19 protein-coding genes, 1 tRNA gene and 2 riboswitches are annotated in these 23,969 nt (G+C 64.0%); of the genes, 8 read left to right on the plus strand and 12 right to left on the minus strand.

Annotated features, from left to right (window positions below; all coding sequences use genetic code 11):
• The first annotated feature begins 252 nt into the window (after positions 1 to 252).
• The 5 genes from flgA to flhA all read left to right on the plus strand — a co-directional run bounded on the left by flgA (position 253) and on the right by flhA (position 6,131).
• Positions 253 to 1,551 (plus strand): flagellar basal body P-ring formation chaperone FlgA, encoded by a 1,299-nt coding sequence (flgA, locus tag QCE88_RS00670; RefSeq protein ID WP_309898291.1) that lies wholly within the window; start codon positions 253 to 255, stop codon positions 1,549 to 1,551.
• A 181-nt stretch (positions 1,552 to 1,732) separates the two neighbouring features.
• Positions 1,733 to 2,068 (plus strand): flagellar biosynthesis anti-sigma factor FlgM, encoded by a 336-nt coding sequence (gene flgM, locus QCE88_RS00675; RefSeq protein WP_309829571.1) that lies wholly within the window; start codon positions 1,733 to 1,735, stop codon positions 2,066 to 2,068.
• Between the two features lie 111 nt (positions 2,069 to 2,179).
• Positions 2,180 to 2,614: a flagellar protein FlgN gene (locus QCE88_RS00680; RefSeq protein WP_309898293.1), complete on the plus strand. Its 435-nt coding sequence runs from the start codon at positions 2,180 to 2,182 to the stop codon at positions 2,612 to 2,614.
• A 206-nt stretch (positions 2,615 to 2,820) separates the two neighbouring features.
• Positions 2,821 to 4,029: a flagellar biosynthesis protein FlhB gene (flhB, locus tag QCE88_RS00685; protein WP_309898295.1), complete on the plus strand. Its 1,209-nt coding sequence runs from the start codon at positions 2,821 to 2,823 to the stop codon at positions 4,027 to 4,029.
• Positions 4,026 to 6,131 carry a flagellar biosynthesis protein FlhA gene (gene flhA / locus QCE88_RS00690; protein ID WP_309898297.1) on the plus strand — a complete coding sequence of 702 codons (2,106 nt, stop codon included), beginning with the start codon at positions 4,026 to 4,028 and terminating at the stop codon, positions 6,129 to 6,131. The genes flhB and flhA overlap by 4 nt, the downstream gene beginning before the upstream one ends.
• On the opposite strand, the gene QCE88_RS00695 is transcribed toward flhA, so the two are convergent.
• From QCE88_RS00695 to QCE88_RS00735, 9 genes are all read right to left on the minus strand, one after another.
• Positions 6,132 to 7,016 (minus strand): hypothetical protein, encoded by an 885-nt coding sequence (locus QCE88_RS00695; RefSeq protein ID WP_309898298.1) that lies wholly within the window; start codon positions 7,014 to 7,016, stop codon positions 6,132 to 6,134.
• 87 nt (positions 7,017 to 7,103) lie between these two features.
• Positions 7,104 to 8,492: an L-serine ammonia-lyase gene (locus tag QCE88_RS00700; RefSeq protein ID WP_309898300.1), complete on the minus strand. Its 1,389-nt coding sequence runs from the start codon at positions 8,490 to 8,492 to the stop codon at positions 7,104 to 7,106.
• Positions 8,493 to 8,513: 21 nt separating this feature from the next.
• Complete coding sequence (locus QCE88_RS00705) at positions 8,514 to 9,620, minus strand: alginate lyase family protein (RefSeq protein ID WP_409017992.1); 1,107 nt, start codon at positions 9,618 to 9,620, stop codon at positions 8,514 to 8,516.
• Between the two features lie 116 nt (positions 9,621 to 9,736).
• Positions 9,737 to 12,664 (minus strand): aminomethyl-transferring glycine dehydrogenase, encoded by a 2,928-nt coding sequence (gene gcvP / locus QCE88_RS00710; RefSeq protein WP_309898302.1) that lies wholly within the window; start codon positions 12,662 to 12,664, stop codon positions 9,737 to 9,739.
• A 60-nt stretch (positions 12,665 to 12,724) separates the two neighbouring features.
• Complete coding sequence (gcvH, locus tag QCE88_RS00715) at positions 12,725 to 13,105, minus strand: glycine cleavage system protein GcvH (RefSeq protein WP_309898304.1); 381 nt, start codon at positions 13,103 to 13,105, stop codon at positions 12,725 to 12,727.
• 72 nt (positions 13,106 to 13,177) lie between these two features.
• Positions 13,178 to 14,302: a glycine cleavage system aminomethyltransferase GcvT gene (gene gcvT, locus QCE88_RS00720; RefSeq protein WP_309898306.1), complete on the minus strand. Its 1,125-nt coding sequence runs from the start codon at positions 14,300 to 14,302 to the stop codon at positions 13,178 to 13,180.
• A 112-nt stretch (positions 14,303 to 14,414) separates the two neighbouring features.
• Positions 14,415 to 14,547: riboswitch (glycine riboswitch) on the minus strand.
• A gap of 9 nt (positions 14,548 to 14,556) precedes the next feature.
• A riboswitch (glycine riboswitch) is annotated at positions 14,557 to 14,659 on the minus strand.
• Positions 14,660 to 14,783: 124 nt separating this feature from the next.
• Positions 14,784 to 15,176 (minus strand): hypothetical protein, encoded by a 393-nt coding sequence (locus QCE88_RS00725; RefSeq protein WP_309898308.1) that lies wholly within the window; start codon positions 15,174 to 15,176, stop codon positions 14,784 to 14,786.
• A complete protein-coding gene (locus QCE88_RS00730) occupies positions 15,173 to 15,964 on the minus strand; it encodes a hypothetical protein (protein ID WP_309898310.1) in 792 nt (263 codons plus the stop codon). The genes QCE88_RS00725 and QCE88_RS00730 overlap by 4 nt, the downstream gene beginning before the upstream one ends.
• A gap of 168 nt (positions 15,965 to 16,132) precedes the next feature.
• Complete coding sequence (locus tag QCE88_RS00735; protein ID WP_309898312.1) at positions 16,133 to 17,176, minus strand: oxidoreductase; 1,044 nt, start codon at positions 17,174 to 17,176, stop codon at positions 16,133 to 16,135.
• Positions 17,177 to 17,350: 174 nt separating this feature from the next.
• Here QCE88_RS00735 and QCE88_RS00740 point away from each other — a divergent pair, with 174 nt between their 5' ends.
• On the plus strand, positions 17,351 to 19,438 hold the full coding sequence (locus tag QCE88_RS00740) for a UvrD-helicase domain-containing protein (RefSeq protein ID WP_309898314.1): 2,088 nt from the start codon (positions 17,351 to 17,353) through the stop codon (positions 19,436 to 19,438).
• A 61-nt stretch (positions 19,439 to 19,499) separates the two neighbouring features.
• Here QCE88_RS00740 and QCE88_RS00745 read toward each other — a convergent pair whose 3' ends face one another.
• Entirely contained in the window at positions 19,500 to 20,396 is an 897-nt protein-coding gene (locus tag QCE88_RS00745; protein WP_309898315.1) for a c-type cytochrome, read from the minus strand.
• Between the two features lie 361 nt (positions 20,397 to 20,757).
• Here QCE88_RS00745 and QCE88_RS00750 point away from each other — a divergent pair.
• A tRNA-Arg gene (locus QCE88_RS00750) sits at positions 20,758 to 20,833 on the plus strand.
• A 27-nt stretch (positions 20,834 to 20,860) separates the two neighbouring features.
• Here QCE88_RS00750 and QCE88_RS00755 read toward each other — a convergent pair.
• A complete protein-coding gene (locus QCE88_RS00755) occupies positions 20,861 to 21,853 on the minus strand; it encodes an aromatic ring-hydroxylating dioxygenase subunit alpha (protein WP_309898317.1) in 993 nt (330 codons plus the stop codon).
• 212 nt (positions 21,854 to 22,065) lie between these two features.
• Here QCE88_RS00755 and QCE88_RS00760 point away from each other — a divergent pair, with 212 nt between their 5' ends.
• Positions 22,066 to 23,166, plus strand: coding sequence for a GGDEF domain-containing protein (locus QCE88_RS00760; RefSeq protein WP_309898319.1), 1,101 nt, complete (start codon positions 22,066 to 22,068; stop codon positions 23,164 to 23,166).
• Between the two features lie 61 nt (positions 23,167 to 23,227).
• Here QCE88_RS00760 and QCE88_RS00765 read toward each other — a convergent pair whose 3' ends face one another.
• Complete coding sequence (locus QCE88_RS00765) at positions 23,228 to 23,959, minus strand: RNA polymerase sigma factor FliA (protein ID WP_309898321.1); 732 nt, start codon at positions 23,957 to 23,959, stop codon at positions 23,228 to 23,230.
• Between the last annotated feature and the right edge of the window lie 10 nt (positions 23,960 to 23,969).

Genomic DNA, 23,969 nt, shown 5'->3' on the forward strand with positions numbered 1-23,969 from the left:
TCGGCAGCGCCGAGGCCTTTTTGCATGACACGCATCTTAGGAGCGGCGCACAAGAACTAATCCGACGAATAACCGGGAAACGCGGCCTCTATTCGACGCTTGCCCGCGCCAGCCGATATCTAGAATGCGTTTCGTGGCCGATGGCGGGCGTGCTGTGCGTCCCGTCCGGTTCAAGGCAGTTGCCGTGCAGTGCGCGGCTCGATCGATTCAGGCAATGCCGCGTTCAGCCACGCGGCGTCAGGGAGAGCAGTGATGAGCAGGTCCGCGAAGCGTGCATCGAACCCTACGGCTCGCGCCGCAGCGACGTTCGCGCGCCGCACGCTGTGCGCGCTGGCAGGCGTCTCGTTCCTGATGGCCGTAGCGGCGAGCGCGTCCGCGCAGCAAAGCGACGGCATGATCGTCATTCCCGGCAATGCCGAAAGCAATCCCGCCGCAGCCGCCGACATGGCGAAGAACCTGGCGCCTGCCGCGCGGGTGTCGACGCCCGCGACGTCCGCGCCTGTGAGCGCCAGCGGTTATCGCGCAGCGACGCGGGCCGCTGACGCCGCCATGCGCAACGCGGCACTCGAACTGGACGCCCACGCCGCCGCCGCCGCCGACTCCATGAACGACGCCGGCATGATCGTGATTCCCGGTCCGGGCGAAGCGAAGCCGGCTGCTGCTGCCGCCCCTGTCATGACGCGCGCTGCGGCACCAGCGCTCGTCAAGGCGCCCGCCGTGTCCGCCTCGCGTGATGTGATGCCCGTGGTCGTTACGCGTGACGACGCCGCCGCTGCCCGCGCCGTCAATGCGCGACCGCTTGCGGCCGGCGTGGCGACGCCCGTTACGAACGCGGCCGCTTCGCCGATGCAGCGTGTCAGCTTCAAGCCTGCCGCCGCGACCGCACCGGCGGCGGCGACGCTTCCCTCCGCGCCTGGCGCGCCCGCCACGATGCAGGACGGCGAGTCGATTCGCGTGGCCGCGCTGAACTTCTTGCAGCAACAGGCAGCCGGGTTGCCCGGCAAAGTCGATATCACGATCACGCCGGTGTTTCCGCGCGGCCTCGCTGCGTGCTCGTCGCTCGATCCGTTCATGCCGACCGGCGCGCGCCTCTGGGGCCGCATGACCGTCGGCGTGCGCTGCGTCGGCGAGCGGCCGTGGACGCTATATGTACAGGCGCGCGTGTCCATCAACGCCACTTACTATCTGGCCGCGCGCGCGATCGCGCCCGGCGAAGTGCTGACCAACGCCGATCTGATCGCCCGCGACGGCGACCTCACCGCGATGCCGCAGGCCATCGTCACCGATCCGGCGCAGGCTGTCGGCGCGGTTGCGCTGTCGCGCGTGCCGGCCGGTTTGCCGCTGCGGACCGACATGCTGCGCGCCGCGAGTTCGGTGTCGATCGGACAGACCGTCCATGTAGTCACGGGTGGGACCGGCTTCTCCATTTCCGCCGACGGCACCGCGATGAACAACGCGGCGCCCGGTCAGCAAGTACGTGTAAAAACTGCCGGTGGCCAGATCATTACCGGCATCGTGAAGGACAGTCAGACGGTGGAAGTGGCCCTCTGAAGAGGGAGTTTTGCGCGATGTGTTCGGTCCCCCACGTATGTTTCATTTTGTTGCAATTCGTCTCGATGCCCGCTGCATAAGGCTTTCCGGGCGATGAGCACGGCGAACGCCAGTTGGTGCTCCTGAGGCAGGGTCAAGTTTGCGGGCACCCTGACCGATAAAGGACTCAACACGTTCGGGAATGGACATCGTGAAAATCGAATCGAATAGCAACACCACTCTGGCAGGCCTTCAAGACAACCTGCAGCGCGCGTCGCAGAACGACGCAAAAGGTGCCGCGAGCACCGTGCAACAAGCGGGCGCAAACCCGGCAACGAATTCGAAAGTGAGCTTGTCGTCCTTGTCGACGGACCTGCGCGCATCGAACGGCTCGGACATCGACACGGCGAAAGTCGAGTCGATCAAGGCCGCAATCCGCGACGGCAGCCTGACGATGGACCCGTCCAAGATCGCCGACGGCATTCTGAGCACGGCTCGCGATCTGCTGCAAACGAGAACCCCGCCGACCGGCGGCTGAACGCAGTGACCTCGACACGCCTGTCATAGATCGACAGGCGCGTCATGGCGGCGGCGTTCGCGGACCGGGCGGCTTTTCAAAACCGCTTTTCGACGTATCCAGCGAGCCGCAATGAGAGACGCCCTGCTTGCCACCATCACCGAAGAAGTCGCTGCTGTTCAGGCCTTCGAATCCCTCCTCGCCGATGAGGAAAAAGCGCTGATCGCCGCGCAGCCGCTTCCGGCGCTACCCGGCATCATCGAGAACAAGACCGCGCTCACCGAACGCATCTCCAGTCTCGAAAAAACGCGCGACGAACATCTGAACGCGCTGGGCTTTCCGGCTGGGTTCATCGGCATGGAAGCCGCCGCCGCCGGCGATCCGTCCATTGCCGAGCAATGGACGCTGCTCACCGCCGCCGCCCGTCGCGCGAGACAAGGCAACAACAATAATGGCGTGCTGATCCGCACCCGCATGGAATACAACCGCAAGGCGCTCGCCGCGATGCAGGTTGCGCCGTCGCGTGCCGGTTTCTACGGACCGGACGGCCGCGTGCCGGGCGCCTGATTCGGCCTGCGGTTGCCTTCAGCACGGCGCGTGTCTCATGCGGGACACGCGCCGCTTTCGTTTCCGCGCTTTCATCTAGCGAATAACCCCCTTTTCTCCGGCCTTATCCTCCGATGGCCGCTCGACGCCTTCCGCAATAATCCCTCTCATCGAAAAGCGGCTTCGTGCCGCTCGTGCGGATTGGACACGGAACGGAGCAAGGCCCGGTGGCAGAAGAAAGCGATCTCGAAAAAACCGAATCAGCCACTCCCAAGCGCCTGGAAAAGGCGCGGGAGGAAGGCCAGGTTGCGCGTTCGCGGGAACTCGCTTCCTTTGCGCTGCTGGCGGCGGGCTTTTTCGGGGTCTGGGGCTTGTCTGGCCCAATCAGCGGGCATTTGCAGTCGGTGTTGCGGGGTGCGTTCACGTTCGATCACGCCACCGTGCTCGACACGCACCAGATGATGATCGGGGCGGCGAACGCGGGCAAGGAAGGCTTGCTGGCCGTGCTGCCGGTCCTGTTGCTCACCTGCTTCGCCGCGCTGGCGGCGCCGATGGCGCTTGGCGGCTGGCTGCTCACCACCAAGCCGCTCGCGCCGAATTTCGGCCGCCTCAATCCGGTGAGCGGGCTCGGCAAGATCTTTTCCTCGCAAGGCCCGGTGCAGCTCGGCATGGCGATCCTGAAGACGGTCGTGGTCGGCGGCATGGCGGGTTCTGCAATCTGGAGCCGCCGCGCCGAAGTGCTCGACCTTCTGACCAAGCCGCTCAGCCTCGCGCTCGCCGATGCCATGCACCTCATCTTCGTGTGCTGCGGCATGGCGATCGGCGGATTGTTTCTGGTCGCGGCCGTGGACGTTCCGTATCAGCTCTACTCGCACGCCAAGAAGCTGCGCATGAGCAAGGAAGAAGTGAAGCGCGAGCACAAGGAAAACGAAGGCGACCCGCACATCAAGGGCAAGATTCGACAGCAACAGCGTGCGGCCGCGCGTCGCCGGATGATGCAGGCGATTCCCACCGCCGACGTGATCGTGACCAACCCGACTCACTTCGCGGTCGCGCTGAAGTACACGGACGGCGAGATGCGCGCGCCGAAGGTCGTCGCGAAGGGCGTGAATCTCGTCGCGGGGCGCATCCGCGAACTGGGCCGCGAGCACAACGTGCCGCTGCTCGAAGCGCCGCCGCTGGCGCGTGCGCTGTATCACAACGTCGAGATCAATCGCGAGATTCCGGGCGCGCTGTACGGCGCGGTGGCGCAAGTGCTGGCGTGGGTCTACCAGCTGAAGCGCTACAAGGAAGACGGCGGTATCAAGCCGGATCAACCGTCCGGTCTCGACGTGCCGAAGGAACTCGACAAAGGCGGCGTTTCCGACGCCGACGCCGATCAGGAAGCTGAAGAAGCCCTGACCGGCGACAACCCTGACAATGGAGCCGCCGCATGAACGCGCGCGCTGGATTTTTCGCCAAACGGCCTGACGCGCTGGGCACGCAGAACCTTCGAGCCCTCGCCGGCCCGATCCTGATCTGCATGATCCTGGGCATGATGATTCTGCCCTTGCCGGCCTTTCTGCTGGATCTGCTATTCACCTTCAACATCGCGCTGGCGGTGATGGTGCTGCTCGTCAGCATGTACACGCAGAAACCGCTCGACTTCGCGGCGTTCCCGAGCGTGCTGCTGTTCTCGACCTTGCTGCGCCTGTCGCTGAACGTCGCGTCGACGCGTATCGTGCTGCTGGAAGGCCACACCGGTCCGGATGCGGCCGGCCAGGTGATCGAGTCGTTCGGTCACTTCCTGGTGGGCGGCAACTTCGCGGTGGGTATCGTCGTGTTCGTGATTCTGATGATCATCAACTTCATGGTGATCACGAAGGGCGCGGGCCGGATCGCCGAAGTGGGCGCGCGCTTCACGCTCGATGCCATGCCCGGCAAGCAGATGGCCATCGACGCCGACCTCAACGCGGGCCTCATCAACGAAGAAACCGCGAAGAAGCGCCGTCAGGCCGTGGCGCAGGAAGCCGAGTTCTACGGTTCCATGGACGGTGCGAGCAAGTTCGTGCGCGGCGACGCCATCGCGGGCCTGTTGATCATGGTGATCAATATCGTCGGCGGACTGATTGTCGGCATGCTCCAGCACGACATGGACTTCGGTCACGCAGCGACCAACTACACACTGCTGACCATCGGCGACGGCCTCGTCGCGCAGATTCCGTCGCTCATCATTTCGACGGCGGCCGGCGTCATCGTGTCGCGCGTCGCGACCGAGGAAGACATCGGTACCCAGTTGACGGGCCAATTGTTTCAGAATCCCCGCGTGCTGATGATTACGGGCGTGATCATCGGCATCATGGGCCTGATTCCGGGCATGCCGCACTTCGCGTTCATGCTGCTCGGCGGCGGCCTGATCTATGCCGCGCGCTCGATGAACAAGCGCGCCGAAGCGAAGAAGAAAAGCGCCGTCACGGATGTCACCCCGCTTGCGGCAAGCGCGGCGGCCACTTCGGCCGAGAATGCGGAAGCCAGTTGGGAAGATGTCGCGCTCATCGATCCGCTTGGACTGGAAGTGGGCTATCGCCTGATTCCGCTCGTCGACAAGAACGCCGATGGCGAACTGCTCAAGCGCATCAAGGGCATCCGCAAGAAGTTCGCGCAGGAAATCGGCTTTTTGCCGCCGGTCATTCATATTCGCGACAACCTCGAACTGCGCCCGAACGGTTACCGCATCGCGCTGAAGGGCGTGGAAGTGGGCGTGGGCGAGGCGTTCCCGGGACAGTGGCTCGCGATCAACCCCGGCCAGGTTTCGGCAGCGCTGCCCGGCGCGCAGACCCAGGATCCGGCGTTCGGCCTGCCGGCGGTGTGGATCGATACCAATCTGCGCGAGCAAGCCCAGGTGTATGGCTACACCGTGGTGGACGCGAGCACGGTGGTCGCGACACACCTGAATCATCTGGTGGTGACGCACGCGGCCGAATTGCTCGGCCGCCAGGAAGTGCAGGCGCTGCTGGAACGTATTGGCAAGGACACGCCGTCGCTCACGGAAGATCTCGTGCCGAAGGTGATCTCGCTGACGACGCTGCAAAAAGTGTTGCAGAACCTGCTCGACGAAAGCGTGCCGATCCGCGACATGCGCACCATTCTCGACGCGCTGCAGGAACACGCACCAAAGCTTTCCGACCCTCACGACCTGACGGCTGCGGTGCGTCTCGCGCTGGGCCGCGCGATCTCGCAACAATGGTATCCCGGCAACGACGACCTTCAGGTGATGGGCCTCGATCCGACGCTGGAGCGTGTGTTGTCGCAGGCTTTATCCACCGGCCCGAATCCGGGACTGGAACCCGGGCTCGCCCAGACGCTGATGAACTCGACACAGAACGCGATGATGCGTCAGCAGAACCTCGGACTGCCGCCGGTGCTGCTCGTGCAGCATTCGCTGCGCGCGATGCTTGCGCGTTTCCTGCGCCGCAGCCTGCCGCAATTGAAGGTGCTGTCCTATGCCGAAGTGCCCGATACGCGCAATGTGAAGGTGGTCAACCTGATCGGCGCGTGATCAGACGACGGTGAATCTGCGCTCCTGCGCCGACGTGTCCGAGATATACAGCCTGAGCGGATGGCCCTCGTCATCCAGATCCGCTTTCGCGAGGAAGCAGATGGAGTGGCTGGAGGCCATGGCCTCGACATAGCGGTTCTTCGGGCGGTTGAACGCGGGATCGACCACGATGGCGGGAATCCGCGCGCGACTTCCTTCGAGCGTGACCCGGCATGCGCCAGTGGTCATGTCGAACTGCGAAATCACGCCAACATAATTCTCGAGATGCTCCGAGAGCTTGCGTCCCGCGTGGGCAAAAGACCGCTTGTGCGTGCGATTCAGGCTCATGAAACACGCGCCCTCAACGTGGAGGTCGATACGCTCGCATGAGCGCTCGATGGGACTCAGCGCCTGACGCGCGGCAGGTTGCAGGATGTCGGTGAGCTTGTCGATGGACGCCATCATCTTGTCGACCGTGGTGGCCAGTCGGGTCATGTTGAGCTCGTTGCTCTGCATCGACCGTTGCAATGCTTCGTTCAGGTATTTCATATTGCCTTGATCGCGTCGGGATAGAACGTACTGAATCACGGCGGCAAGCACTGCGCCAAACGCACCAGACCACAGTTCCTTGCTCGTTGCCATGCTCTTCACCATTGCCAGGACTTCGAAGCAATGATGCTCGTCTACGGGGAGCGAGACGACACTGACATCGAGTGCATCGAAGTGAAAGGGCAGTCTACCTGTGGTGAGCACGCTCGCACACAGCGAAATGACGCGCGCGAAGCCTTGAATCGATTCTCCCAGCTGATTCAGATCTATCTCATGCGAGATGGCGTCATAGCCTTGATAGCGAACGCTGAGAATGCACAGTTTGTTTTCGATGTTGCCACGAGTGACGTCAAGCATTGTTTGCTCCGCATGCGAGTTATGACGCCATGCTAAGCAAATGAGGCGGACTCGAACATCCGCCGAACGGCCAGCTTGCGCCGGACCTCAACACTCGACAATATTCACTGCAAGCCCGCCGCGCGACGTTTCCTTGTACTTGGTCTTCATGTCCGCGCCGGTTTCGCGCATGGTTTTGATAACCGAATCGAGCGAGACATAATGCGAACCGTCGCCGCGCATCGCCATGCGCGCCGCGTTGACGGCCTTCACCGAGCCCATCGCATTGCGTTCGATGCACGGAATCTGCACCATCCCGCCCACCGGGTCGCAGGTGAGCCCGAGGTTGTGCTCCATGCCGATTTCCGCCGCGTTCTCCACCTGCGCGGGCGTGCCGCCGAGCACGGCCGCCAGACCGCCCGCGGCCATCGAGCACGCCACGCCCACTTCGCCCTGGCAGCCCACTTCCGCGCCCGAGATCGACGCGTTCATCTTGTACAGGATGCCGATCGCCCCGGCCGTCAACAGGAAGTCGATGATGCCCTGCGGGTTCGAGCCCGGCACGAAGCGATCGTAATAGTGGAGCACGGCGGGGATGATGCCGGCCGCGCCATTGGTCGGCGCAGTCACGACGCGCCCGCCTATCGCGTTCTCCTCGTTCACCGCGATCGCGTAGAGGTTGATCCAGTCGATCATCGACAACGGATCGCGCAGCGCCAGCTCCGGCTTGCTCGCCAGCGCCTTGTACAGCTGCGGCGCGCGGCGCTTCACCTGGAACGGGCCGGGCAGATGCCCCTCCGCCTCCGGATTGCCGATGCCGCAGCCCCGCGCGACGCAATCCTGCATCACGTCCCAGATGCGCAACAGGCCCGTGCGGATCTCGTCCTCACTGCGCCAGACGCGCTCGTTCTCCCACATCAGCCGGGCAATGGAATGGCCCGACGCGACGCACATCTGCAATAGTTCGTCGCCGGTATGAAAGGGAAACGGCAATTGCTCGTGCGCCGTCAGCACCGCCGTGTTCGCCGCGCCCGCCGTCACCACGAAACCGCCGCCCACCGACAGATAGGTCGCCTCGCGCAGCAACGCGCCGCTTGCATCGAAGGCGTACAGCTTCATGCCGTTCGGATGCTCGGGCAGCGCCTGACGGTAGAACGCGATGTTCTCCCTGATCGTGAAGGGCAGCTCGTGATGTCCGAGCAGCGCCAGCGTCTTCGATGCGCGCACCTGGTCGAGACGCCCCGAGATCGTGCCGGCGTCGACGGTATCGGGTGCGTCGCCCATCAGGCCGAGCATCACGCCGCGATCGGTGCCATGGCCTTTGCCGGTCGCACCGAGCGAGCCATACAGCTCGCATTTCACCGACGCCACCGCGTCCAGCAAGGCGTCGCGCTCGAGCCCCTGGGCGAACAACAAGGCCGCGCGCATCGGACCAACCGTGTGCGAGCTCGACGGTCCGATGCCGATCTTGAAGAGGTCGAATACGCTGACTGCCATGACTGCTCCTGCGGGTAAGAGTTAGCGCGCCGGCAGCGGCAGACACACCGCGAGCCACGCGGGCGGCGTCGGCGCGAGCCGCAGCGCCACCGGCGCATAGCGGCCGTCGAGACGCGCCGCCAGATGAAAGAGTTCTGCCGCGTTCTTCGGATCCCATGCACCCGAGAAACCCGGCAAGCCGGCCTCGCGACGCTTGGCGTCGAATGGGACGGTCGAACGCACGAATTCCTCGTGCGTCTTCGTGCCGAGCGCATACGGCGTGAGCCAGTTGAGCGCGCCGGCGAGCGTCGCGCCCGACTGCGCGCGTTCCGGCAGCCAGTTGCGGTTGTGGCGCCGCGCGGCCAGCGCCGCCGTGACGAGCGGCTGAAGGTCGTAGGTCACGTAGTGAAGCGCGTCGCGTTCGGCGAAATCGACCGTCGAGCCATCCGGCGCGATGTTGTCGCCAATATGCTCGACGAACAAGCGCTGCGCCGCGTTGATGAGATTGCGGTCGTCGATGGTGAACGCGCCCATCGCCACCAGCTTCACCCGATGACTCTGCCAGTTGTTGCGATACGTGCCGGTGAGCGGACGCGGCTGCTTGTCGATATCGTTGACGTAACCGGTCACGAGCTTCGTGATAAAAGCGTTCGCGGCGTTGCGCGTCTTGACCGGCAGCGCGCTCGCCGTGAGGTCGTAGGCGAGAATCAGCGACTCGAAGTGAGTCTCGTCGATCGGGTTGAAGCTCGGCTGATACGTGGTGGTCCACGCGAACAGGAAACGGTCCACCAGACGCAGGTAGCGCTCGTCGCCGGTAGCGCGCCAGGCAAGCGCCGCGTCGCGCATCAGGCTCAAGTCCTTTTCCGCCTCGATACTCTCGTCGCGAATGCCTTCGTGCGGCAGCGTGCCCTCGGTGTGCAGCGTCGCGCGTGCCTTCGGCTGGTCATTGACGTGAGACTGAACCATCTTCACGAGCGCCCGCACGCCGGGATCGGCATTAGTGCGCTCGCTCGTCTGCATCGCGGGCGCGGCGCAGAAGTTCATCGCCGCATGCGCAGCCGGCGCGGCCAGCGTCAGCGCGCACAGCACGGCCAGCCGTTCGCGTGGCCGGAAACGGCCTTCGTTCACTTCTCGCACCTTCGGCGCCATGCGTACTCCTCGATTGGCTTGGGTCCGGGGTGTGATGTTAGCCGTTCTGACGCGCACCGCAAAACCGCCCGACAATGCTTGACCAATTCGGGCGGCTCGCCGGCTCTACGCCGTACTCATTCAGCGTATTCCGAAATCGGCACGCACGAACACATCAGGTTGCGATCGCCATACGCGTTGTCCGCGCGGCCCACCGGCGACCAGTACTTGCGCGTAACCAGCGACTTGAGCGGATACGCTGCCGACTCGCGCGTGTACTTGTGGTCCCACGCGTCGGCCGTGACGACTGCCGCGGTGTGCGGCGCGTGTTTCAGCACGTTGTCGTCGCGATCGGCGCGACCTTCCTCGACGGCGCGAATTTCTTCACGAATCGCGATCATCGCGTCGATGAAGCGGTCGAGCTCTTCCTTCGATTCGGACTCGGTCGGCTCCACCATCAGCGTGCCGGGCACCGGGAAGCTCATGGTCGGCGCGTGGAAACCGTAGTCGATCAGGCGCTTGGCCACGTCTTCCACCGAGATGCCGCTGGATTCCTTGATCGGACGCACGTCGAGAATGCACTCGTGCGCGACGAGCCCGCCCGCGCCGCTGTACAGCACCGGATAGTGCGGCGCGAGGCGCTTCGCGACGTAGTTGGCTGCGAGAATCGCGCTTTCGGTGGCGGCCGTCAGGCCTTGCGCGCCCATCATCGCGATGTACATCCAGGAAATCGGCAGGATGGCGGCCGAGCCGTACGGCGCCGACGACACCGCGCCGATGCCCGCTTCGTCGCGCGTGTAGCCGGTCGAGACCTGGTTCGGCAGGAACTTCGCCAGATGCGCGCCGACCGCGACCGGACCCACGCCCGGTCCGCCGCCGCCGTGCGGAATGCAGAAGGTCTTGTGCAGATTCAGGTGCGAGACATCGCCGCCGAACTGGCCGGGCGCGCACAGGCCGACCATCGCGTTCATGTTGGCGCCGTCGACATACACCTGGCCACCGTGCGCGTGCACGATCTCGCAGATTTCCCGCACGTTGCGCTCGAACACGCCGTGGGTCGACGGATACGTGATCATGATCGCCGCGAGATTCGACGAATGCTTCTCGGCCTTCGCCTTCAGATCGTCGATATCGACGTTGCCGTTGACATCGCACGCCACCACGACGACCTGCATGCCCGCCATTTGCGCCGACGCCGGATTCGTGCCGTGCGCCGATGCCGGAATCAGGCACACATTGCGATGGCCTTCGCCGCGCGACTCGTGATACGCATGAATGATCAACAGGCCGGCGTACTCGCCCTGCGAGCCGGCGTTCGGCTGCAACGAGACCGCCGCATAGCCGGTGCATGCGACCAGCATCTGTTCCAGCTGATCGATCATCGTGCGATAACCCACCGTCTGTTCGGCGGGGGCGAACGGATGAATCTGCGCGAACTCGGGCCACGTGACCGGCAGCATTTCCGAGGTGGCATTGAGCTTCATCGTGCAGGAGCCGAGCGGAATCATTGTGCGGTCGAGCGCGAGATCCTTGTCCGCCAGGCCGCGCAGATAGCGCAGCATTTCATGCTCGGAATGGTGACGGTTGAAGACCGGATGCGTCAGATAATCGCTCGTGCGCTGCAGTTCGGCCGGCAGCGAAACGGAGGCGGCTTCGTCGAGCGCGTCGATGTCGAACGTTTCGGTCTTGCCAGCGACTTCCGCAAACAACGCGAACAGCTTCAGGAGATCGTCGCGCGTCGTGGTTTCGTCGAGCGACACGCCCACGCGCGTCGCGCTCACGCGGCGCAGATTGACGTGCGCGGCGTAAGCGGCCTGATGCAGCGCGGTCGTGCTGGCGCCGCTTTCGATCGTCAGGGTGTCGAAGAAGCTTTCATTGGCCAGCGTGTAACCCAGCTTGCGCAGACCGCCCGCAAGAATGGCCGCGACCCGGTTCACCCGTTGCGCGATCGTCCGGAGACCCTGCGGACCGTGATAGACCGCGTACATGCTCGCCATGATCGCGAGCAGCGCCTGCGCCGTGCAGACATTCGAGGTCGCTTTCTCGCGGCGGATATGCTGTTCGCGCGTCTGCAACGCGAGACGCAGCGCGGAGTTGCCCTGCGCGTCGACGGTCACGCCGACGAGACGGCCCGGCATCTGGCGCTTGAATTCGTCGCGTACCGCCATGAAGGCCGCATGCGGACCGCCGAAGCCGACCGGTACACCAAAGCGCTGCGTATTGCCGATGGCCACATCCGCGCCCCACTCGCCGGGCGGCGTGATGAGCGTCAGCGCGAGCAGATCCGCCGCCGCGATCACGTGACCGCCTGCGGCGTGAATCGCTGCGGCGAGCGCGCGGTAGTCGTGCACGTCGCCGTTCGCGCCGGGATACTGGAGCAGCACGCCGAAGGCATTTGCACTCGCGGCCTCCGCCGCAGGACCGACCTTCACTTCGATGCCCGCCGGCTTCGCACGCGTCTTCACCACTTCGATGGTCTGCGGCAGCACGTCGTCGGCGACATAGAACACGTTCGACTTCGGCTTGCCCACGCGTTGCAGCAGCGTCATGGCTTCGGCGGCGGCGGTGGCTTCGTCGAGCAGCGAGGCGTTCGCCATTGCGAGGCCGGTCAGGTCCATCACCATCTGCTGGAAGTTAAGCAGCGCCTCGAGACGCCCTTGCGAGATTTCCGGCTGATACGGCGTATAGGCCGTGTACCACGCCGGATTTTCGAGCACGTTGCGCAGGATCACGGCCGGCGTGTGCGTGCCGTAGTAACCCTGACCAATGTAAGTCCGGAACACCAGGTTCTCGTCCGCCAGCTTGCGCAGCGACGCGAGCGCTTCCGCCTCGCTCTTCGGCTGCGTAAACGCGCCGAGCGGCAACGTTTCCTTGCGGCGGATCGATTCAGGAATCACCGCGTCGATGAAGGCCGCGCGCGAGGCGAAGCCGAGCGCGTCGAGCATCGCGCGCTGATCTGCTTCATCGGGGCCGATGTGCCGTTCCGCGAACGCGTCGTGGCGTTCGAGCGCGGCGAGTGACAGGGAGGTGCGGTTCATCAGGCGATCCGGGTGTTCGAGCTTCATGAGAATTCCTGCGAGAAGCGGCTTTCCTCGGGGAAAACCGCCTTCGTCCAATAAAGAAAGTTATTCGCCGATCGACGTGCCGTAGCCTGCGGCGTCGAGCAGCTTGTCGAGACCGTCATTGCTCGACGGCTTGATCTTGAAGAGCCAGCTTTCGTACGGCGCGCCATTGACCTGGTCCGGCGCGGCAGCCAGCGCGTCGTTCGAGGCGACGATCTCGCCGGACACCGGCGCGTAGATGTCGGAGGCGGCCTTCACCGATTCGATGACCGCGATGGCATCGCCCGCCGCGACGCTCTTGCCGGCTGCCGGCAGTTCGACGAACACGATGTCGCCGAGCGCTTCCTGCGCGTGATCGGTGATGCCGACGGTCAAGGTGCCGTCGGACTCGGTGCGGACCCATTCGTGCGATTCGGTGTATTTCAGATCGGCCGGGATGCTCATTGGATGCTCCTTGCGTGATGCGTTCGTGAGGTTCTTGATCGGAGGAAACGGGCGCAGCGGCTTGAACTTGCCTCAGGACAGATCCACGAGGACCTTGCCGTTGCGCACGAACGGAAGTTTTACCACGCGCGCCGGGACTTGCTTGTCACGGATCACGACCTGCACCATGTCGCCAACGGCAACAGCGGCGGGCACGCGCGCGAACGCGATCGACTCCTGCATCGACGGCGAAAACGTGCCGCTCGTGATCTCGCCTTCGCCGTGCTGCGACAGCACTTTCTGATGGGCGCGCAGCACGCCAGCCGCGCGGCCGTTTTCCTTCATCAGCACCAGTCCGACGAAGTTCGCCTGCGCGCCATTTGCTTCCAGCGCGCTGCGGCCGACGAAGTCGCGTTCGCTTTTCAGATCGACCGTCCATGCAAGGCCGGCATCGAGTGGCGAGACGGTGTCATCCATGTCCTGGCCGTACAGATTCATGCCGGCTTCCAGGCGCAGCGTGTCGCGCGCGCCGAGTCCGGCGGGCTTCACGCCGGCGTCGCGCAGCGCGTTCCACAGCGCTTCGACGTGCGTCGCGGGCACGACGATTTCAAAACCGTCTTCACCGGTATAGCCGGTCCGCGCGAGCATGAGTTCGCCGAATGCCGTCGACGGAAAGCGGACCGCGTTGAACGGCTTGATCGATTCGGTTTGAGTGCGGGTGTCGGGCAGCACGTGCCAGACTTTTTCGCGGGCGTTCGGACCTTGCACGGCGATGATCGCCAGATCGCGGCGCGGCGTGATGGAGAGGTTGAACTCGCCTTCGGCATTCAACTGGCCGAACCAGGCGATGTCCTTCTCGGCAGTGCTCGCGTTCACGACGACGCGAAAGCTCGTCTCGGAGAAGTAATAGACGATCAGGTCGTCGATGACGCCGCCGTTGCCGTTCAGCAGGCACGAATAGAGTGCGCGGCCGGGCGTCGTGAGTTTGTCGACGTTGTTCGCGAGGGCGTACTTGAAGAAATCGCGAACGGCTTCGCCCTCGAAATCGACGACGCGCATATGGGAGACGTCGAACATGCCGGCGTCGGTGCGGATGGCGCGATGCTCGTCGATCTGCGAACCGTAGTTGACGGGCATGTCCCAGCCGCCGAAATCGACCATGCGCGCGTTCAGCGCAAGATGGGCGGCGTGCAGGGGCGTGTGTTGAAGGTCGGTCATCGGGGCCTCGGTTCGCGAAACAAAAAGGCCACGCAGCGCACTTTTCGCCTGCCGGATGAGCCTTTCGTGCTGTCGAACAGCGCGCAAGGCTTATGCCGCGACGATTGCGATGCGTGACCCCTCTGTCCTCGGTACCTGAGAGATTGCGCGAACCGTGCACGGTCGTGCTGCGGTTCATCGCGCGCCCCTTCGGTGGGCAACTGGCTTCGTGACAGAAGCCGCTGCCGCTCTCCAGAGTGCGAGGAAATGATTCCTCGACGCCGTCGGTCCTTTTGCCTGAGAGTTTGCGGGTATGCCCCTTCGGCGGCGCGGCGACACTGCTTGAACAGCGGCCACGCGCTCTCCCGACGCGTGCGGCAGAATTTACGCGACCGAATTGGGGTTGTCAAACTGATCCGGGGGCGGAATGGGCGGGGACGGACAGTTGGGGGCGCATCAGGATGGCGCGCGGCCGGGGGACTGCGGCAGGCGCAGGTGCCGGTCAGGAAACGGCGGCCTGAGCGCGTTCGACGTGCGCCCGGAAAGCATCCGCCCGAGGGACAAACGCACGGCAATTCGCCAGCAGATCCGTGGCCTGACACTGCGTGAACGGTTCGGCGAGGCGATAGTCGGCGTCTGTCCTCACGCGCTTGAGCTCAATTAGTGAATAGGCCAGCGATCGTCCCTTCATGCCTCCCGCCTTGAGCCGCTCGGTGAGCCTGACGTGCTCGCCACAAACCTGCGGATTGGAGGGCAAGCACTGATCCGCCACGATGAGCGCCTTGTGGTAGGCGGCGTAATAGGCGCGCGAGGCACCCGCGCGCCATTCACATTGTTGACTGCCCGCCGACAGATGTTCCGCCAACTTCAATAAATCATCGACTTCGATACTCACCGTTCTACCTCGATGGACACGCCCGCCGGTATATACGAAGTAAAGGGACGACACGCAAACGTGATGGCTTCGGGATGAGCATTGTCGAAGCGTTCGGTGAGCGTGTCGGCTATCGCGAAATTCACGTTGGCGCAACGGCTCGCGGATTGATCGACGAAGAGCTCGTATCGCATGGAGTGGTCGGGATAAACCACGACGGTGGTTTGTCTTATGACACAGTCTTCCTCGCAAATGGCCGCGATGGATGATTCCAGCAGAGCCAGACGTAACTCGACGCCAATCGCACTGCGTTGAAGGTTGCCGAGAATCCCCTCGGTGGATACAAAAAACGCGTCCACTTCCGTTAGTGCGCTGTGATTTTCCTGAGCATGAACGATTCGTGCCGCGTCTTCGAAATGCAGCGCTCCAAAAAGCACGCGCGCAGCATTCACCTTGAACCGAGCGTCGTCGCCTGCGTTCAAGACCACCCGGCGCGCATAGTCGACAGCAAGGCGCGGCATGCCGACGTTGTTCAAGAGCGAAGCTGCATTGCTCAGAATCATCACATCGTGTTTCGCGAGCGCATGAGCGGCTTCGATACACCGAATGCATTGGCTTCGGTCGCCGCGCAGAAACGCGGTAAAGGCAAGGATCAACCAGCACATTTCCGGCTGTTGCGCGCCTCTTTCGAGAAGCGCCTGCGCGTCCCGCTCGATACGCCTTATCCGAAATTCATTGCCACGCGAAGTGATCGTCATGTCGATTACTTCGCTGAGCCATTCCAACGTGGCGAGTTTTGGAAGGTTCAAGGGCGGCTGCTCCGGATTTCCGATTCACGATCTGTGCTGATACTAGCAGCGCAATCGAAGCAAACCACCGCCTCGAAAAAAATCAGAAATAACGCCTGCCGGAAGACACAGAAGGCGTGAATGGAGCAGCAATCCGCCCGCATTCACGCCTTCCGCTCATACACGCTTTCACGCCCTCGCGAACGCCACGCTCCGCCCTTCGCGATCGCTCTGCATCGCCATCTCGATGATCGTCATCGTATCCACCGCGTCCTGCGGCGAAACGGGGAACGGCTTGCCATCCTGGATCGACGCCGCCAGCGCCCGGTAAAACTCGATGTACGCGCCATCCTTCGTCGCGAATTCATGGCGCAGATCGTGATCGCCGTCCACTTCGCGCAGCAGGCCCGGCGGATTCTTGCCGAACTCCGGATTGCCCGGCCGCATGCCTGCGCGCAACTGATCTTCCTGCGTGTCGAGCCCGTTCTTCACGTAGCTGCCCCGCGTGCCGTGAACCGCAAAACGCGGCGGTTCCAGCGCCGCCAGCGCGCTTGCGTGCAGGATGACTTGCTTGTCGTCGTAGCCGAGCACGAGATGCACGTAATCCGGTGCGTGCGCATGATCGCGATGCGTCTTGACGAACGCCGTCACCGTCTCCGGCGCGCCGAACAAGGTCAGCGCCTGGTCGATCAAATGCGGCCCCAGATCGAACAGCAGACCGCCGCCGCGCGTCGCCTCCTCGCGCCAGCGTTGCGGAACCTTGGGGCGGAAACGGTCGAAGTGCGATTCATAGTGCGCGATGCGCCCGAGCCGCCCGCTCTCGATCAAGCCGCGCAACGTCATGAAATCGCCATCCCAGCGGCGATTGTGGAACGGCGCGAACAGCAGCCCTTTCTGCCGGGCGAGATCGGCGAGCGTGCGGGCATCGGCGGCGCTGAGCGTGACGGGTTTGTCGACGACCACATGCTTGCCCGCCGACAGCGCGCGCTGCGCGAGGTCGAAGTGCGTGTCGTTCGGCGTCGCGATGACGACGCACTCGAGCTCCGGAACGGCCAGCAGCGCGTCGAAGTCCGCCACGATCTGCGCGTCGGGATAGTCGGCCTGCGCGCGCTCGGCCTGGCTGGTCGCGATGGCCGTCACTTCGGCGCGGCCGCAATGCTCGATGACGGGCGCGTGAAACGTCGCGCCGGCGAGGCCATAGCCCATTACGCCGACTTTCAGTGCTGAACTCATGCGGGCATCCTGTCGTGGAAAGCGGTTTGATATTGTGGCACGCCCGCAGCCCGTGCTTCACGCCCGTTGACGGGAAGCAGGGCCGGAACCGGGTGCTTTCCATCGTGTTAACATCGCGCACTCCTTCATGCGCCGGCTGCATGCCGCGCGCCTCAGAATCCAAAGCCCAGAACGATGTCCGCAGGTCTGAACGCCGCGCAAAACGAAGCCGTGCGCTATCTCGATGGTCCCTGTCTCGTGCTCGCCGGCGCGGGCAGCGGCAAGACACGCGTGATCACGCAGAAGATTGCGCATCTGATCGAGGGCCGCGGCTTCGAGCCGAGGCACATCGCCGCGCTGACGTTCACGAACAAGGCCGCGCTCGAAATGCGCGATCGGACCGCCAAGCTGCTTGAAGGCAAGACGCTGACCGCACCGGGCAAGGAAGGCCGCCGGATTCCGGTCAATCAGTTGACCATCTGCACGTTTCACTCGCTCGGCGTGCAGATCATGCGGCAAGAGGCGGAGCACGTCGGCTTGAAGCCGCAGTTCTCGATCATGGATTCCGACGATTGCTTCGGCATGGTTCAGGAGCAGCTCGGCACCACGGACAAGGGGCTGATCCGCAAGATCCAGTCGATCATCTCGCTGTGGAAGAACGCGATGGTGTCGCCCGATCAGGCAGCCGTGCTCGCCGGGAACGAGGACGAACATCAGGCGGCCATTGTGTATCGCAGCTACGCGGCCACGCTGCACGCTTACCAGGCGCTCGATTTCGACGATCTGATCCTGCGTCCGGCGCAACTCTTCGCACAGAACGAGGCGGTGCGCGACAAATGGCAGAACCGCCTGCGTTACCTGCTGATCGACGAGTATCAGGACACCAACACCTGCCAGTACGAACTGGTGAAGCAGCTGGCCGGACCGCGCGCCGCGTTCACGGCCGTGGGCGACGACGATCAGGCCATTTACGGCTGGCGCGGCGCGACCATCGAGAATCTCGCGCAGCTCGGCAAGGACTTTCCGAAGCTGCATGTCGTCAAGCTGGAGCAGAACTATCGCTCGACGGTGCGCATCCTGACGGCGGCGAACAACGTCATTGCGAACAATCCGAAACTGTTCGAGAAGAAGTTGTGGTCCGAGCACGGCATGGGCGACACGATCACCGTCACCGGCTGCAACGACGAAGAACACGAAGCGGAATCCGTGGTGTTCCGGCTCTCGGCACACAAGTTCGAACGGCGCACGCAGTTCCGCGACTACGCGATTCTCTATCGCGGCAACTTCCAGGCGCGCATCTTCGAACAGGTGTTGCGGCGCGAGCGCATTCCCTATGTGCTGTCGGGCGGACAATCGTTCTTCGACAAGGCCGAGATCAAGGACCTGATCGCGTATCTGCGGCTGATCGCGAATCCGGACGACGACCCCGCGTTCATCCGCGCGATCACGACGCCGCGCCGGGGTGTCGGCAACACGACGCTCGAAGCACTGGGCGCGTTCGCGGGCGCGGCGAAGGTGTCGCTGTTCGAGGCGGTGTTCATGGGCGGCATCGAGGCGCGTCTGTCGGCGCGGCAGGTCGAGCCGCTGCGCACGTTCTGCGAGTGGATTCGCCGGCTGTCCGATCGCGCCGCGCGCGATCCAGCCAGCGAAGTCCTTGATGACATGATGGAGGCCATTCACTACGAGTCGTATCTCTACGATGCATACGATGAGCGGCAGGCGCAGTCGAAGTGGCAGAACGTGCTCGAGTTCCTCGAATGGCTGAAGCGCAAGGGCACCAAGCCTGAGGCCGCGCCAGGCACGGAGCAGACTGGCTTCGACACCGCCGACGGTCTCGCCGACGAAGGCAAGAACCTGCTCGGACTGATTCAGACCGTCGCGCTGATGTCGATGCTCGAAGGCAAGGAAGAGGATCCGGATGCGGTGCGCCTGTCGACGGTGCATGCGTCGAAGGGGCTGGAGTATCCGCACGTGTTCCTGGTGGGCGTCGAGGAGGGCATCATGCCGCATCGCGGCGCCTCGGACGAAGATACGCCGGTCGACGATGCGCGCATCGAGGAAGAACGCCGTTTGATGTACGTCGCGATCACGCGGGCGCAGCGCAGCCTGCATCTGAACTGGTGCAAGAAGCGCAAGCGGGCGCGCGAGACGGTGGTGTGCGAACCGTCGCGCTTCATTCCCGAGATGCTGCTCGACGACGCGCCGCCGCCGACTGCCGAAGAAGCGCCGCTGTCGCCGAAGGACCGGATGGCGATGCTGAAGGCGATGCTGCAGAAGAGCTGAGCTTTTCAAAAAAAACCCTGCGACACTCGCGTGCGCAGGGGTTTTTTCTTGAGGCGTGGCCTTACTTCGACGCGTTCACCATGTAATCGACGGCGGCCTTGACGTCGGCGTCCGGCGCGTTCGATCCGCCCTTCGGCGGCATCGCGCCCTTGCCGTGCAGCGCATAGTTGTAGACGGTGTCCATCGGCTCTTTCAGGCGCGGCGCCCATGCGGCCTTGTCGCCGAACTTCGGTGCGCCGAGTACGCCCGCCGCGTGACACGCCTGGCAGACCTGCTCGTAGAGCGCCTTGCCGGCTTGCGCGGCGTCGGCACTTTGGGCGCCGGCGGCCGGAGCCGGTGCGGCCTGCGGCACCGATGCCAGCGCAGCGACGGCGGCCGCGGCCTGTGCGTTCTCGTTGGAACTCGCGCCTGCCGGTGCGGCTGCGCCCGGTGCGCTGGCTGCGTTCGCAGCCGCGCCCGGCGCCGGTTGCGCGGGTTCCGCGAACTTGGCGCCGCCGTCGTTAGCCATGTACACGACCGCGCGCGCGATTTCGAAGTCGCTGTAGTCGTCGGGATTCGTGCCGCCGCGTGCGGGCATCGCGCCCTTGCCATTGAGCGCGTTGTGCAGCAGTGTGTCGTAGCCTTCGCTGATGCGCGGCGCCCACGCGCCGGCATCGCCGAACTTGGGCGCGCCGGCGGTGCCGGCGGCATGACAGGCGGAGCAGACAGCCTTGAAGACTTCCTCGCCGGTTTTGTAGACGCGCGGGGCGTTGGCGTCGCGGACATCAACCTGGGCGGCGGGCGCGATGCGCTCGTTCACCGAGGCTTCGATATCGGTGCCTGCGCCGGTGCGCGTCGAGTTGTTCACATAGACGGCGAGCAGAATGATGATGGCGACGGGAATGGCGAATCCCGCAATGATCGCGACGATGAGTTGACCGGGCGTCTTGATCGGGGCTCCGTGGGGTGCTTCGCTCATGCTTGTCTCGTCTCCCGTTTTTTGGTGTGAGTCGGTTCAGTGACAGCGTGACAGCTACCGCATGCATTGCCTGGGCGCTCAGACCTTGCGCCGAGACAAGCCGTGGGGAAAGGCTCGGTCGATTATAGACGGAACGTTCGAGCGGCGGCACAGGGCGGCAGCGTGACCGGACGGGCGTTTACCCGAATCGTGTGATGCTTGGCCGAACCTCGGCCGAACCTTGGCCGAACAAGTAGGCATCGAGTTTGCAGCGCCGCGCGATGGACGGGGTCAGGGAAAACAGGTATCCTCTCGGATTCGCGTGGGCCTGGCTGCCGGCTTTCTTTGGGCCGCTTGCCTTGTTCAACAGCCCACCGCCGATGCGCCCGTAGCTCAATGGATAGAGTACTGCCCTCCGAAGGCAGGGGTTGCTGGTTCGATCCCAGCCGGGCGCACCAAGTCGCTGTCGTTCCCCAGCGCAGCCGCTACACCCCACCCGTCGTCCCCCACCCAAACTGCAACTCCGCCAGCCATCGACGGTAAGCCACCGACATCCGGTCGCACCTCTGATGCAGTTCCGCATCGAGCGCCAGCGGCAAGCACTTCGGCCATTGTGATTCGACGATCGGCGTGTCCTGCATCAGGATCTCCATGTTGAAGTCCACCAGTTCCTGATCGCTGTGCGTCGCGTCATCTTCATGAATGGAGACGAGCCACGCCCGCGTTTCCGTCTCCGACACCGGCGACGCCACCAGCATGATGTGCAGCGCACCCTGCCCGCCCGTTGCCATCTTCGTGAGACTCGCGATCAACGGCCGCCTGACGCGATACACATAGTCGATGATCGCGCCGCCGCCCTGCCCCGGCATGCCGGCCGGTTGCCAGTAACGGCACTGCCGCGCTTCGAGACCGCCATCGACTGGAACGACTTCGTAATCGGGCACCTCGGTATGCGCCTGCTCGCCCAGAATCCCCGCATGCACGAAAGAGAAATGGGCCATGTCGAGAAAATTCTCGACCACCCTCGGTGCCGATGACCTCACCGTCTGCGGCGCGAGATTGATGCGGCGCCCGCCAGGAACGTTGGCTTCCGGATAAAAATCGAGCGCATACGCAGGCGCGCCGAAACACATCCAGACAACGCCGTATTGCTCCTCGCTGACGAAGGTCGTCGCACAGGCTCGTTTCGGCGGACGCAGTGCGGGATTCGACGGGATATGCAGACACTGCCCCTCGATGTCATATCGCCAGCCGTGATACGGACACGTGATCCAGTCGCGCGTTACCGAGCCGAGCGACAGTTGCGCCCCGCGATGCGGACAGTAGTCGCGCCACACATGCGCTGCACCGAGACTGTCCCGCCACACGACGATGCGCTCATCCGCGACGAGGAATCCTCGCGCCTTGCCCTCCGGCACGTCTTCACTGTTGCAGACCGCCAGCCATTCGCCTTGCAGGGAAGAAGCGTTGTTGTGCATTGTCATCAGCCGTAAGCAGGAAGACAGGGAAGATTCGCAAGACCGCGTTCGCCCCAACCCAACCTGCAGCGAAATCGCAAAAAGTAGCAGAATAGCGGGTCGCGCGACGGTGCAACCCGATGCAACGCTTTCACACCGCCTCCCGCGACGGGGCCGCACATACGAGACAGCAACACACCATAACAGCAAGAAATCACCATCCAGGGGTTCATATGGAGCAGGCGCATCAACCGGCACGCCGGATCCAGGCTTTTATCGGGTCCGGGCACCGGAGTCCCGAACGGGAGCAGGCCACGCTTCGGGTCTGGATGGGCGCTGCGGTGCTGCTCGCGTATGGCCTGTTCGAGTGGTGGCGCCCGTCACACGATGCCTCGATGGTCGTGCGGCTCGTCGCCCTCTATGTGTCCTACGGTGCCCTGACGCTGTTCGTCGTGAGCCGTGCGAGCGCCATGTCCTTGACGCGCCTCACGCTTACGACCATCGCCGATCAAGCCTTGCTCGGACTCGCGCTCGCGGCCGGCGGCGCCAGCGCGCTGCCGCTCATCTGGGTGATGTTCTGGTTCCTGATCGGTTCGGGATGCCGGTATGGCAAGCGCACGCTCGCGGTGTCCTGTGCGACGGCGCTCATCGTGGTGATCGCGCTCGGTCTCGTACAACCGTGGTGGCATGCCAACCTGCCGGTCGCGATCGGCCTGGGATTGAGCGTGCTGGGGGCATCGGTGTATCTGAGCGTGCTGGTCGACCGGCTGGGCAAGCTCAATCTGGATCTCGCGCGCCAGGCATCCACCGATCCGCTCACGGGCTTGTCGAATCGCTATGCGCTGGAGAAGATCGTCAACCGGGCGATGACCGCGCCACCCGCCGGCCATGACGGCGATGACGCGACGGCCCTGCTGCTGATCGACCTGGACGGTTTCAAGGAAGTGAACGACACCTACGGGCACGCTGTCGGCGACGTGCTGCTGCAATCGTTCGCGCATCAGCTCGAGACGCGCCTGCGCAGGACCGACACCATCGCCCGGCTCGGCGGCGACGAATTCGTGGTGCTCGCCCACCAGATGCGCGACCGGTCGGCAGTGCTCGCCGTGGCCGACAGCATCCATTCGGCGCTAGCCGCCATCACGTCGGTGCAGGAACGGACGGTATCGGTATCGGCGAGCATCGGCGCCTGCCTGCTGTCCGGCGCGACGATCGCGCGCCAGTCCGACATGAATACCGTGCTGCGCGCCGCCGACCGCGCGATGTATCGCGCGAAGAGTCTGGGCGCCGGCAAGACCGTGTTCGCCGAAACCCACGACTTCGAAACCAGCTAGAAAAATGGCCCGCATCGCTGCGGGCCATCGGTGTCGAACGTCAAGCATCAAACGTCGAGCATCACGCCTCGGCGCCGGTCCAGGCCTGCTCGCGCAGCTTCGTGCGCAGACGCGCCACGGCCTGGCTGTGCAGCTGGCACACGCGCGACTCGCTCACTTCCATCACCGCGCCGATCTCGCGCAGGTTCAGGCCGCGCTCGTAGTACAGGCTCATCAGCAGCTTCTCGCGTTCCGGCAGCCGGTCGATGGCTTCGATCAGCGCGCCGCGCAGGCTGTCGTCCATCAGCGCGGACAGCGGATCCGAACGGTCGACGCAGTAGCGGTCGAGGAACGGCTCGTCATCGGCGGAACGGTCGAAGTCTTCGTAATAGATCAACTGCGCGCCGTGCAGATCCTGGAGCATCGACTGGTACTCGTCGAGCGGCATCTTCATGTGCTCGGCAATCTCCGTCTCGCTCGCAGAACGGCCGAGGTTCTGCTCGACCTTGTGCACCGCCGATTCCACCTCGCGCGACGTCTTTCGCATGCTGCGCGGCAGCCAGTCGTTGGCGCGCAGCTCGTCGAGCATGGCGCCGCGAATCCGCTGGCTCGCATACGTTTCGAACTGCGCGCCCTGATCTTCCTTGTAGCGGCCGGCCGCATCCAACAAGCCGATCATGCCGGCCTGGATGAGATCGTCGAGATCGACGCTCGCCGGCATCTTGGCGACGAGTTGAAGCCCCAGCCGGCGAACGAGCGGTGCATATTTCGTCAGCGTTTCGGACTGTGAGAGTTTGCCTTGGGCGTTATACATCTTGGTCACC

This window comes from Caballeronia sp. LZ035, assembly GCF_031451175.1.
Lineage (GTDB): Bacteria > Pseudomonadota > Gammaproteobacteria > Burkholderiales > Burkholderiaceae > Caballeronia.